Raw genomic sequence first — 12,037 nt, forward strand, 5'->3', positions numbered from 1 at the left:
CATGGAGGGCATAGCAGGCCCTGAACACCAGGGCCGTGAATGAGTGAGGTCAGTTGCTGGCCAGGCGATAACGTTCATGGAGAATACCGACCCGCTCCACATAGGCCCGGGTTTCTGCATAGGGGGGAATACCATTGTGCCGCCGGACGGCCCCCGGGCCCGCGTTATAGGCAGCGGTCGCCAGGCGGACATCACCATTGTGGAGCTCAATCATGCGGGCAAGGTAGTTAACCCCACCGCGAATGTTCTGGCCAGCGTCCAGGGCGTTGGTGACGCCGACCTCCTGTGCCGTTCCAGGCATCAGCTGCATCAAGCCCTGCGCCCCCTTGGAGGAAACCGCCTGTGGATTGAACGCACTCTCGGCGTGGATCACAGCGCGAACCAGGGCCGGGTCGATGCTGAACTCCTGCGCAGTGGTATTGATTTCGTCGTCATAACGCCCCGTAAACAGCGGGGTGCGTTGCCAGTTCACTTGCGAGTCCGGCCTGCATGCGTAGCATTCGAAACGAATGACATCAAAGGCTGCCCGGGACGGCCGCGCCTCGCTGAACGTCACTACCCCGTTCTCGTCCTTGTACTTATAAACCGTTTCCCGGCCGGTGCTGGCCAGGGCCTTGCGGCCTGCGGGGGCATTGGTGTACTCAACCCGGCCGTCTGGATGAACAATGCGGCGCACCGTATCAGCCGATACCGCGGGCGCGGCCAGCACAACGGGTAACAGACACAGCAGTATGTTGATCAGCAAATGGACGGGGCGCCCCATCTACACCTCTTGGCAATCGTCGCGAACACACCTGAACAGCCCGACCGGACCATTCCCGGCCAACGCGGCCGGAAGGTTAAGGAAATGATAGCAAAATCACCCCGATGAAACCGGAACCTGACAACATTTCGGAATGTCGGAAAAGGCATTGAGCCCGCGGAAATTAAGGCTCGCTAACCCATTGAGTCCTTGAAAACCGGAAAATGGCAGTAAAGGTTAACCAACAGGCCCACAAAAATCGCCGGAATCATCCATACTCAGAATGGAAGGGTTCCAGTGATTACCTATCCCGAAACCTTGGAGGACACCATGGAAAAGATCTGGATTCTGGTCGCAGACAGTGCTAATGCACGGATTCTGGCAACCACCGCCCGCACGGCCATGCCTACCGAAGTGAAGCGCCTGGAACACCCGGAAGGCCGGCTGAAGGAAAGCGAACTGGTGACGGACCAGCCGGGCCGGTCCCGGGAGAGTCGCGGCCAGGGCCACGCCATGCAGGAAGCGAGCGCCACCGAGCATGAGGAAATGCTGTTTGCCGGCGAAATTGTCCAGACCCTTGACAAGGCCCGACAGCAAGGCAAGTTTGAAAGCCTGATCCTGGTGGCGCCACCCCGCTTTCTGGGCATGATCCGTCAGAAGCTCAACGGCCCCCTTGAGAAGGCCGTGATCCAGAGCGTGGACAAGAACCTGGTGGCGGAGGACGAAGCCACCATCCACCAGAATATCTACCACTGATTCAGAGTTTCACAACATGCCCGTCGGCCGGGTCCACGTCTCCGTTAACCAGTGAACGGACAAGGGCCTGGGCCGACGCCAGCCCGTCGTGTTCCTGCACGCGAATCCACGGCGAATCAGCCTGTTTGACCCGGTCGATAAAGGCCAACTGGGCCTTGTTGAATCGGCGGGTGACCTCAGCCGGGCCCCAGTCAGCATTGCGCTTGCGGATCTGGTCCGGTGCGAAGTAACGCTTCGGGGCAGGCCCCGGCAGGGTCCATTCAGTTTCACTGATATGTTCGTGGTTGTGGGCAGAACCGGCGTAGCAGTTATGGACCAGGCTGCCGGGCATGTGCCGGTGGATCGTCTCACGCACCGCATCGTTACCGGAAAAATCCACGTAGAGCGTCGGCACGTCCGGGTCCAGGGCTTTGATATCGTCGTAGTTCACCACCCGGTCATAGCAACCGAGGCCCTCGACAAAACCAATATTGGCCGATGAGGTCAGGCCGACAACCTCCAGGTCATCACGGTCTTGCAGGCAGAAAACCGTGCCATAGGCGGTTTTGCTGGACGCGCTTGAAACCAGGATCCGCTTCGCGCCGAAGAAGGCGTTGTCTTCCAGGAAGTCGGCCAGCATGAACGACGTAATGAACAACGGGCGCAACAGCATCTGGTAGTTTTCATTCTCCGGCCGGTAGGCAGCGTCTGTCCCGGTGCGCTGATACTGGTTATAGGCAGAGACCAGTTCAAGCCGGTGGCTGGCACCATCATAGAAGCCCCGCTCGGTGACCCGGACAGGCTCTACCACCAGGTGTGTCGCCAGCGGCCAGAACCCGTAGAAACGTTCACCGGGCTCTACTCCCTCTACGGTGCTCTCTTCTACCTCGGCGAAGCCCCAGGCTGGCATCTGGCCCCAACCTGCATCGCTGACCGGGAAAAAGTCCCAGTAACGCAGGTGGGGCGTATGGCCGAAAGCAGCGTAGGTAATGTTATTGGCCGTGAGTGCCACGCGATCGATACGCATGCGGGCCTGGCCCTCGGTCAGGGCGCCGGAATCGTTGGTTTCCAGGCGGGACTTTGCCAGGTTGCCCTGGTCCGTCAACAGTCGGGTAAACTCGGTCATCTTATTGTTCCTCGGTTTCCTGATAATGGACGAATAGGCAGGGCGTCCGCTTCCGGACGGAAACACCGGAATATGGGATACTGCCCGTAACACCCATTCTAACGATCACCAGCACAACCGTGGTTCGGAAACCCGATGAGCAGACCATCGTCCTCTCAAAACCCGCGTACCAGGCCCCTCAAGCGCCCACGGCAAGCCCGTGCCCGCTTCACAGTGCAGGCCATCTACGATGCCTATGTTCGGATTTGGCAGCGGGACGGCTGGGAACAACTGACCACCCGCAAGGTAGCCCTGGAAACCGGCATCGCCATTGGCACCCTTTACGACTACTTTCCCAGCAAGGAGGCGCTGCACTCCGGCTACGTTCGCCACTGCATCGAGCAGATGATCCAGCATATCGATGAACAGGTCGTCGCCCCGGCAGGCCTGACCTGGCGCCAGCGTATCCACCTGTTGATTCATCACCTCGCCGGCCTGGCTGACGACAAGAACACCTGGTTCTCACCGGACATGATGTGGCTTGAGCCCGCAGTGGCGGATACCCGCCTCCAGCAGCGGGCCTACGACGAACTGCTTGCGGTCTGGCACCGGGTTATCGCTGCCTGCGACGACCTTACTCCCCGCCCGGCGGACACCACCCTTGAAGCACTACATTTATCGGTATGGGGCGGCCGCCGGTATGGCCTGCAGGTAGAGCTTGACGATGAACGCCGCCGGGCCTGGGCCGCGGAGCTCGAACGGCTCTGCACGACAGCACTCGCACATAGCAACGAATAATCACTAGCCATATTCGTTACTGAGATATAAATATTATTTTTTAGACTTTTCGGTTTTTAATGCTATTTGTTACATTCCCCCGGACTTCATTACCGGATCCGGGAGGAACACCATGAAAAACTGGCTGAAAGGTCTTGTTATTGGCGCCAGCCTGGCCAGCGCGCAGGGAGCAGTTGCTGCCGAACAGCAGCTACTCAATACCTCCTACGACATCGCCCGCGAACTGTTTGCGGCTTACAACGAGCACTTCCAGGAATACTGGCAGGAAAAAACCGGCAACACCGTCACCATTGACCAGTCCCATGCCGGCTCCTCCAAACAGGCCCAGGCCATTATCCAGGGCCTGAAGGCGGACGTTGCTACCTTCAACCAGGTGACCGACATCAACATCCTCCATGAGCGCGGCAACCTGATTCCGGAGAACTGGGCCGAGCGGCTGCCCAATAACAGCTCCCCCTACTACTCCACCATGGCCTTCCTGGTGCGCAAGGATAACCCGAAGAACATCCGGAACTGGGATGACCTGATTAAGGATGACGTCGAATTGGTGATGCCTAACCCCAAAACCTCAGGCAACGCCCGCTACACCTACCTGGCGGCCCTTGGCTATGCCCAGGAAACCTTCGGCGATGACCAGGATAAGGTCGACCAGTTCCTTGCCGACCTGCTCGGTCAGGTAAAAGTTTTCGACAGCGGCGGCCGGGGTGCCACCACCACCTTTATAGAACGTGGTATCGGGGATGCCCTGCTCACCTTCGAGTCGGAGGTGCTGAACATTGCCGACCGCTATCCTGGCGAATACCAGGTTGTTACCCCGGAGGTGAGTTTCCTGGCTGAGTTCCCGGTCACCTGGATCGATGAGTACATCGAACAAAACGATACCGAGGAACTCGCCAAGGCCTATCTGGAGCACCTGTACAGCGCGGAAGCGCAACGATTGCTGGCTGGCTTCAACTACCGGGTTCACCACGAAGCGGTCAAATCCGACTTTGCGGACCGCTTCCCCGAAGTGAAACTGCTTCCAATTGACGAAATCGCGGGCAGCTGGGAAGAGGCTATGGAAACCCACTTCGCCAGTGGTGGCAAGCTCGACCAGCTTCAGCGTCGTCGATAGGAACGACTGGTGGCAAATGCCTCGCCCTTGAAACCGCGCTCCAAAAGGGTACTCCCGGGCTTTGGGTTAAGCCTGGGAGTCTCCCTGTTGTTTATCAGCCTGGTGTTGCTGCTGCCCCTGACCGGGCTGGTGGCCGAGACCGCAGGCATGACCTGGAGCCAGTTCTGGTTTGTGATCAGCGACCCACGAGTCGTCGAATCCTACAAGATCACCCTGTGGACCGCTTTCCTCGCATCACTGTTCAACGGCGCCTTTGGTTTGCTGCTGGCCTGGGTATTGGTGCGCTATGAGTTCCCCGGCAAGCGGCTGATCGATGCCATGGTGGACCTGCCCTTCGCGCTGCCAACCGCCGTGGCGGGCATTACCCTGGCGACACTTTTCTCCGCTTCCGGCTGGTACGGCCAGTGGCTTGAGGCCGTGGGGATCAGCGTTGCTTACACTCCGGTTGGAATCATCATCGCCATGGCCTTTACCAGCATTCCGTTTGTCGTGCGCACGGTACAGCCGGTACTGGAGGCAATGCCCCCTGAAGATGAGGAAGCCGCCATTACCCTCGGCGCAGGGGATGGGCGCGTGTTCCGTAAGGTGATCTTCCCTTCACTCTGGCCTGCGTTGCTGACCGGTATTGCACTGTCTTTCACACGCAGCCTCGGCGAGTTCGGAGCGGTGATCTTTATTGCCGGCAATACCCCCTACGAGACGGAGGTCACCAGCCTGATGCTGTTTGTGCGCCTGCAGGAGTTTGACTATGCCGCAGCCAGCGCCATTGCTTCGGTGGTCCTGCTGGTATCCTTGGTGCTGCTCTTTGCCATCAACCTCTGGCAGGGGCGTTATCTGCGCCGCCTGCACGGGAAGTAAACCGCCATGAAATATCAGTCTCATCATCGGGTCGGTGACCAGCCCTGGCTTCGTCGTGTGCTTATCCTGACGGCGGTTACGCTGGCAGCCCTGCTGCTGGCCATCCCGCTGCTACTGATCTTCACCCAGGCCTTCAGTGCCGGCTGGGATGCGCTGGTCAGCAATATCGGCGACCGGTATACGCTGCATGCCATCGGTTTGACCCTGTTCGTTGCGCTGCTCACCGTGCCCCTGAACCTGGTGTTCGGCACGGCCCTGGCCTGGCTGGTAACCCGTTTCCGGTTTCCCGGGCGGAAACTGCTGATCACCCTGATTGACGTACCCTTTGCCGTATCGCCGGTAGTCGCGGGTCTGCTCTACCTGCTGCTCTATGGACGCAATGGGTGGCTCGGCAGTTGGCTGGCCGACTATGACGTGCAACTGATGTTCTCCTGGCCCGGCATAGTGATGGTCACCATCTTCGTGACTTGTCCGTTCGTGGCGCGGGAGCTGATCCCGCTGATGCAACAACAGGGTACGGAGGAAGAAGAAGCCGCCGTCACCCTGGGCGCCTCGGGCTGGCGACTTTTCCGGCGGGTGACCCTGCCCAACATCAAGTGGGCGCTGATCTATGGCGTGGTGCTGACCAACGCACGCGCCGTCGGTGAGTTTGGCGCCGTTTCAGTTGTTAGCGGAAATATTCGCGGAAAAACCAATACGTTACCGCTGCATGTTGAACTACTTTATCAGGATTACAACATTGCGGGTGCATTCGCCGCTGCTTCGTTGCTGGCGGCCATCGCCATACTGACCCTGGCCATCAAAGGCGTGGCGGAGTGGCGACAGGCCCAGCTGCTGGCCCGTGAACCCGCAGACAGGAATCCCCAATGAGCATCAAGATCGAACACCTGAACAAGACCTTTGGCAGTTTCCGGGCCCTGCGGGATATATCCCTGGATATTCCGGATGGCAAACTGACCGCCCTGCTCGGCCCCTCGGGCTCCGGCAAGACAACCTTGCTACGGATCATTGCCGGGCTGGAAAACGCCTCTGACGGCCGTATCCTGTTTGGTGAGCGAGACATCAGCCGCCTGCCGGTCAAAGAGCGCAACGTGGGCTTTGTCTTCCAGCACTATGCCCTATTCCGCCACATGACGGTGGCGCAGAATATCGCTTTCGGCCCCGAGTCATTGCCCAAGGCCCAACGCCCCCCGAAAGCCGAGATCCGCAAGACCGTGACACGTTTGCTGGAAATGATCCAGCTACCGGAGCTGGCCAACCGTTACCCGGCCCAGCTTTCAGGCGGCCAGAAACAGCGCGTCGCCCTGGCGAGGGCCCTCGCCACCCGTCCGGATATTCTCTTACTGGATGAGCCGTTCGGCGCACTGGATGCCCGGGTGCGAAAGGACTTGCGCCGCTGGTTGCGGGGGCTGCATGACGAGTTCCATTTTACCAGCGTGTTCGTCACCCACGACCAGGAAGAGGCCCTGGAACTATCAGACCAGGTCGTGGTGATGAGCCAGGGCCAGGTGGAACAGGTAGACTCGCCTACCCGGCTGTATGCCAGCCCGGCCAGTCGTTTCGTGTTCGATTTCCTGGGGCATGTGAACATTATCTCTGGCAGCGTCACGGACGGCTGGCTGCAGCAGGGAAACGCCCGGGTTTCGCTGCCGGGGGTGTCGGTATCAGGCGACGCCCAGCTCTATCTGCGCCCCCACGAGGTGCGGCTGTCGGTGGAGCCAGGTGACCGGGCCTGCCTGCCCTTTACCATCGAAGCCATTAACCTGATCGGTGCCGAGGTTCGGGTTGAACTGAAACCAGATGGCTGGGCCTGCGACGACATATGGGAGGTGGGTATCTCCCACGGTGAGTTCAGCCGCTGGCAACCGGCACGGGGCGACCGCTGCTTCGTCACGCCGGATATCGGTCACCTGTTCCGCAACGGCGATAACCGGCCCGAGACGGTCGCCTGGACCTGAATTGGCCTCCGGCCGGTAACACTACTCAGGCGGCGACCCGCTCCCGACCGAACCAGGCAGAGCCGGAATAGATGGCCAGCGCCACCCAGATCATCACAAAGCTGAACAGCTTGCCCGGGCTCAGGGGCTCATCAAACACGAACAGGGCCAGCAGGAACTGGATGGATGGGGTGATATACATCAGCAACCCCACGGTCGCCAGCCGCAACCGCCGGGTTGCACCGGCAAAGAACAGCAGGGGAATAGCCGTCACTGCCCCGCTGGAAAGCAGTAACAGCGCGGTACCGGGGCTGTCCGTGAAATGGGACGCCCCGCTCTGCTCCAGAAACGCCAGTGCCAACAACCCCAGTGGAAGCAGCAACAGGGTTTCCACAAAGAGCCCGGAAAGCCCATCCAGGACCACCTTTTTGCGAAACAGCCCGTAACTGCCAAAGCTGAATGCCAGCACCAGGGTGATCCAGGGCACGAAGCCCAACAGGAACAGTTGGAACAGGATCGCCAGGGTCGCGATCACCACCGCCACCGCCTGCATTCGGGTGATGGTTTCACGCAGCACGATAAGGCCCATGGCGACATTCACCAGGGGGGTCAGGAAATAACCCAGGCTGGCCTGCAGCACATGGCGGGTTTCCACCGCGTAGATGTATACCCCCCAGTTGATTGCGATGAACACCGCACAGGCAAGCACATAACCCAGTTCCTTGGGGCGCACCAGCGCGTCCTTTACCGGCTGCCAGCGGCGCAACAGGGAAATGACAAACACCAGGAAAACACAGGACCAGATCACCCGGTGAATCAGTACCTCGAACGCAGGTACCCCCTCAAAAAGGGCAAAGTACAGCGGAAAGCTACCCCACAGGCAATAGGCCGATAAGCCGAAGGCTACCCCTTTGCCAGTTTCGCGCGCATCTTGTTCCATAGGTTCCTCATCAGCAGAATTGAGAATGTAACACAGGAGCCACTCCGTGGCGCGCGTGACGAACCGGTACTGACTGGCGTCCGGTCGCAAGCTGGTTCACTATAGACAGACATTCACGGATCAGGACGTCTAGCTATGCCAACGATCGGCTGGGTATTCCTCCTGCTGGCTATCGCCCTGGTGGTGGGCAGCCTGCTGATGCTCAAAGATTCCGCCAATATGCCCATCTCGAAAGAGAAAATGGCCCGCATCAAGAAGCGCAAGGCGGAAGTGGAAGCGCAGGAGAAGAAAGAAAAAGAAGATGATAACTGGTGATCAGGCCGCGCTTTCTGACACGCTGTCACGAACCGCTTCAATCACCTCAGCACAAATCAGACCCTGACCGGCGGCATGCTCCGCCAGCACCTGGTTGTCGTCGCTAAGCACCAGTTCGCAGCCGGCCGCACGAGCTTCGTCTGCCAACCTGGCGATAGCTTCGGAGCGCTGGGGGTCTGCACTCACATCCCGGATGTAAATGGCCAGTACTCGGTCGGGGTGCTCTCGCAGGATGCGTGCATAGGTCTCCGGGTCATGTTGTCCTGAATCCCCTACCAGAACAAATTTCAGCTCGCCGTAAAGCCCCATGACATGGCGGATAGCATCCAGCTTGTGATCGCGCGCGCGACGGGGAAGAATACTGCCCCGCTTCATGCCCCACTCCCGCAGGACCAGGATTGGACCGTTAGGTATGCGGTGCATGCGAAACATCTCCACCAGGACCTGATAGATACTCCAGGGTCCCCGGGACACATAGATCAGAGGATTGCCCTGGTTGCCGGAAGGCCCATCATGGAACCCCCGGTACAGCGCCGGCACCCCTGGAAAGATCACCCGGCTGTCAGCACCCTGGGCAAAAAGGCGCCACATCATCTTCAGGGTATTGGCCACACCGGTGTAGACCACCGTGTCGTCGATGTCGCTGATGACGCCGTAACCGGTCCTATGGGTCGGAGTAAAGAACTCCCCGGTGGTCGTTGCCCGCTCATCCGTAGGGCGATCGAGTGACAGTTCCACTGAGTGCCACTCTACATCCGAAGGCATTGCTCCGAGATCCATATCAACCCGGAAGAACCCATGGCGATCCGTCTCGACAACCGCTGTGGTGCCCTTGTAGCGCACCCGGACCTGGGCACCCGCGATCGGCTTGCGCAACAGCCGGCGCAGCAAGTCGATCAGGTCACGCCACAAACGGTCCTCTCGCATCGTTGCGCCGAACCCCGGTTGCCTGAAAACCCGTCCCATCAGGAAAACCCGGTGGGACGATCCATAACCACGGTAGGACTGGATGAATAGTCCGCCACGGCCATTGTCGCCCTTTACCGGTGCCGCCAAGACATGCAGCCCCCGGCGCATGGACACCAGGAAACGACGGAAACGTTGTCGAACGGGCATTCAGTTCTCCACAGCAGGCACACCTGCCCGGGAAACGTGACCGGCCAGGAAGGCTTTACCGGCATTATAGCCACCCGGGTAATGAATCACAGGGACACCGTTCAGATCGCTGTGTAGCCACCATCCACCGGAAGCGCAACGCCGGTGGTGAAACCTGCGCCCTCAGAACACAGATAGAGCACCGCCTGGGCGATCTCATCTGCCTGGCCCAGCCGGCCGATGGGGTGCATGTTCATAGCGCCCTCCCGCTTACGGGGATCCGCCTCGGCAGCACGACGGAACATATCGGTATCAATCACCGCCGGGCACACCGCATTCACCCGTATACCCTTGCGCGCATACTCCACCGCTGCCGACTTTGTCAGCCCGATGACGGCATGTTTACTGGCGCTGTACACCGCCATTTTCGGGGCGGCGCCAAGGCCTGCGACCGAGGCTGTATTGACGATCGCACCACCGCCTGGCTGCTTCAGCATGGCTTCGATCTCGTGCTTCATACACAGCCAGACGCCCTTCACGTTGACATCCATCAGCCGGTCGAAGTTCTCCTCGCTGCCATCCGCCAGCCTGGAGTCTTCCACATCAATACCGGCGTTGTTGAAGGCGCAGTCCAGGCGGCCATGGGCATCAATAATACGCTGGACCAGCCTCTGCACGTCGGACGCCTTGCTGACGTCACAGGCGATGAACATGGCCTCACCGCCCTGCTCTGCGATATCGGCGGCAACCGCCTGACCCGCCTGCTCAGCCACGTCGCTGACCACCACCTTTGCACCCTCCGCCGCAAAGGCCCGGGCTGTCGCCTCACCAATACCGGCCGCGCCACCCGTCACCAGTACTACCTTGTCGGAAAACCTTGTTGTCATTGTCGTTTGCTCCGGAAGTTTGAGGAAACACCCGATACTACGAGGCAAGCGACAGGATGGGAACTGAATCAGGCTTATTCAGTGAAATTAATGGTGTCGATAACAGACGAAATCCGCGCTACCGGATACTCAAAGGCAGCCTGGACCAGACCTTTCAAAAAAAGCAGGCGACCTATAGTCAACCTGCCTTTGCGGAGGGCGAGGTATGAGTTACTTGATAGCGGGCGTAGGGCGAATGAGGATTTCGTTTACATCCACATGGGCCGGTTGCGCCAGGGCATAGGTGACGGCGCGGGCAATATCAACGGGTTCCAGTGCGTTGTCCGGGCGTTCATCGAAGAATGGCGTATCCACCATCCCCGGCTCGATCAGGGTCACACGGACGCCGCTCCCACGGATTTCCTCGCGCACACCGTAACCAATTGCCGAGACGGCCCACTTCGTGGCGCTGTACATAGAACCAGGAATAGTAACACGGCCCGCTGCTGAGCCGGTGATCAGGATATGGCCGCGGGATTCTTTCAGGGCCGGCAAGCACACCTGCAGGGTAATGCCCACACCGAGAACATTGGTCAGGATCATATCCTTCCATACCTCGGGGTCTGCGCCGCTGAAGCCACCGGGCTCACCACCCCGGCCGGCATTGGCAAACACCGCATCGATTCGCCCGAACGCCGCCAGGGCCTTATCGACCATGGCTTTCTGGTCGCTGACAGACTGCACGTCGCAGGCCGTGATAGCCACCCGGTCTTTCCCGCCCAGCTCCTGCTGCAGGGCCCTGAGCTTGTCCTCCGAGCGGGCTGCCAGCATCAGCCGGTAACCATCAGCCGAGGCGGCCCGGGCCGTTTCGGCGCCGATACCGGAGGACGCACCGGTAATCAACAATACAGGATTGTTGGAATCTGCCATGAACTATCTCCTTAATCGTTTGGGTACAACCAGAAACTTGCGCACACGCCACTCTCGATGACCAGGCGCAGATCGCCGGCTATTATCCGCGACCTGCTACCAGTGTAATCGCCAGCACCAGTGGGGTTACCACAGCGGCGACTACGTTCCAGCCCATGGCTTTCTCGAAGGCCGCAGGCTGCTCCCCACGACGGCGCGCGCCCATCCAGGCCAAGGCACCGCCGCCGAGCGGCAGTAGCGCCAGTAATGTTAGCCCGGGCAACCCCATCGCTGCCACACCCACCAGCACCAGGAGAGCCACTAACCCCAGCTGAACTCCATAGACCTGTGTACTGAACCGGCGCCCGTAAACAATCGGCAAATGGCGGCGCCCAACCTGCCTGTCGGCCTCAATGTCGGGATACTGATTGAGCAGTAAAAGGTTATTCGCGAGGAAGAACGGTATCAGTGAAGCAAAGGCCGACACCAGACTGTACTCGCCGGTGAGCACAAAGTGAGTACCCATGACCATCAGCGGTCCAAAGGCTAGGAGTCTGCGCGGCAGGAGACACCTTCTGGCATAATGCGTAAAAATTCTTCATCACCGGAGAATCTGATGGGAA

The 12,037-nt window shown here is 59.5% G+C and carries 14 protein-coding genes; 7 read left to right on the forward strand and 7 right to left on the reverse strand.

All coding sequences use genetic code 11. The annotated features are described in order from the left end of the window. Window positions 1-49: 49 nt before the first annotated feature. Complete coding sequence (locus tag MLC59_RS11185; protein ID WP_248234312.1) at window positions 50-763, reverse strand: lytic transglycosylase domain-containing protein; 714 nt, start codon at window positions 761-763, stop codon at window positions 50-52. A 309-nt stretch (window positions 764-1,072) separates the two neighbouring features. Between MLC59_RS11185 and MLC59_RS11190 the strand changes: the two genes are divergently transcribed. Continuing rightward, on the forward strand, window positions 1,073-1,498 hold the full coding sequence (locus MLC59_RS11190; RefSeq protein ID WP_248234314.1) for a host attachment protein: 426 nt from the start codon (window positions 1,073-1,075) through the stop codon (window positions 1,496-1,498). Between the two features lies 1 nt (window position 1,499). Here MLC59_RS11190 and MLC59_RS11195 read toward each other — a convergent pair whose 3' ends face one another. Beyond that, on the reverse strand, window positions 1,500-2,603 hold the full coding sequence (locus MLC59_RS11195) for a DUF2855 family protein (protein WP_248234315.1): 1,104 nt from the start codon (window positions 2,601-2,603) through the stop codon (window positions 1,500-1,502). Window positions 2,604-2,738: 135 nt separating this feature from the next. On the opposite strand from MLC59_RS11195, the gene MLC59_RS11200 reads away from it, so the two are divergent. The 5 genes from MLC59_RS11200 to MLC59_RS11220 all read left to right on the forward strand — a co-directional run bounded on the left by MLC59_RS11200 (window position 2,739) and on the right by MLC59_RS11220 (window position 7,310). After that, window positions 2,739-3,380, forward strand: coding sequence for a TetR/AcrR family transcriptional regulator (locus tag MLC59_RS11200; RefSeq protein WP_248234316.1), 642 nt, complete (start codon window positions 2,739-2,741; stop codon window positions 3,378-3,380). A 112-nt stretch (window positions 3,381-3,492) separates the two neighbouring features. Then, on the forward strand, window positions 3,493-4,494 hold the full coding sequence (cysP, locus tag MLC59_RS11205; protein WP_248234317.1) for a thiosulfate ABC transporter substrate-binding protein CysP: 1,002 nt from the start codon (window positions 3,493-3,495) through the stop codon (window positions 4,492-4,494). 27 nt (window positions 4,495-4,521) lie between these two features. Continuing rightward, complete coding sequence (gene cysT, locus MLC59_RS11210; RefSeq protein WP_248234335.1) at window positions 4,522-5,352, forward strand: sulfate/thiosulfate ABC transporter permease CysT; 831 nt, start codon at window positions 4,522-4,524, stop codon at window positions 5,350-5,352. 6 nt (window positions 5,353-5,358) lie between these two features. Further along, on the forward strand, window positions 5,359-6,222 hold the full coding sequence (cysW, locus tag MLC59_RS11215) for a sulfate ABC transporter permease subunit CysW (protein WP_248234318.1): 864 nt from the start codon (window positions 5,359-5,361) through the stop codon (window positions 6,220-6,222). Beyond that, on the forward strand, window positions 6,219-7,310 hold the full coding sequence (locus MLC59_RS11220) for a sulfate/molybdate ABC transporter ATP-binding protein (protein WP_248234319.1): 1,092 nt from the start codon (window positions 6,219-6,221) through the stop codon (window positions 7,308-7,310). Before cysW ends, MLC59_RS11220 begins: the two co-directional genes overlap by 4 nt. Window positions 7,311-7,335: 25 nt before the next feature. Here MLC59_RS11220 and rarD read toward each other — a convergent pair whose 3' ends face one another. After that, the gene (gene rarD, locus MLC59_RS11225; RefSeq protein WP_248234321.1) at window positions 7,336-8,229 is read right to left on the reverse strand and encodes an EamA family transporter RarD; all 894 of its coding nucleotides are present in this window, start codon (window positions 8,227-8,229) and stop codon (window positions 7,336-7,338) included. Between the two features lie 135 nt (window positions 8,230-8,364). Here rarD and MLC59_RS11230 point away from each other — a divergent pair, with 135 nt between their 5' ends. Then, window positions 8,365-8,544 (forward strand): DUF2897 family protein, encoded by a 180-nt coding sequence (locus tag MLC59_RS11230; protein ID WP_248234322.1) that lies wholly within the window; start codon window positions 8,365-8,367, stop codon window positions 8,542-8,544. Here the strand turns inward: MLC59_RS11230 and MLC59_RS11235 are convergent, their stop codons facing one another. The 4 genes from MLC59_RS11235 to MLC59_RS11250 all read right to left on the reverse strand — a co-directional run bounded on the left by MLC59_RS11235 (window position 8,545) and on the right by MLC59_RS11250 (window position 12,009). After that, window positions 8,545-9,660, reverse strand: coding sequence for an App1 family protein phosphatidate phosphatase (locus MLC59_RS11235; RefSeq protein WP_248234323.1), 1,116 nt, complete (start codon window positions 9,658-9,660; stop codon window positions 8,545-8,547). A 101-nt stretch (window positions 9,661-9,761) separates the two neighbouring features. After that, on the reverse strand, window positions 9,762-10,526 hold the full coding sequence (locus tag MLC59_RS11240; RefSeq protein ID WP_248234324.1) for an SDR family oxidoreductase: 765 nt from the start codon (window positions 10,524-10,526) through the stop codon (window positions 9,762-9,764). A gap of 210 nt (window positions 10,527-10,736) precedes the next feature. Further along, entirely contained in the window at window positions 10,737-11,435 is a 699-nt protein-coding gene (locus MLC59_RS11245; RefSeq protein WP_248234325.1) for an SDR family oxidoreductase, read from the reverse strand. Window positions 11,436-11,517: 82 nt separating this feature from the next. Beyond that, window positions 11,518-12,009 (reverse strand): UbiA family prenyltransferase, encoded by a 492-nt coding sequence (locus MLC59_RS11250; protein ID WP_345799771.1) that lies wholly within the window; start codon window positions 12,007-12,009, stop codon window positions 11,518-11,520. Between the last annotated feature and the right edge of the window lie 28 nt (window positions 12,010-12,037).

Source organism: Marinobacter bryozoorum, from assembly GCF_023156245.1.
Lineage (GTDB): Bacteria > Pseudomonadota > Gammaproteobacteria > Pseudomonadales > Oleiphilaceae > Marinobacter > Marinobacter bryozoorum.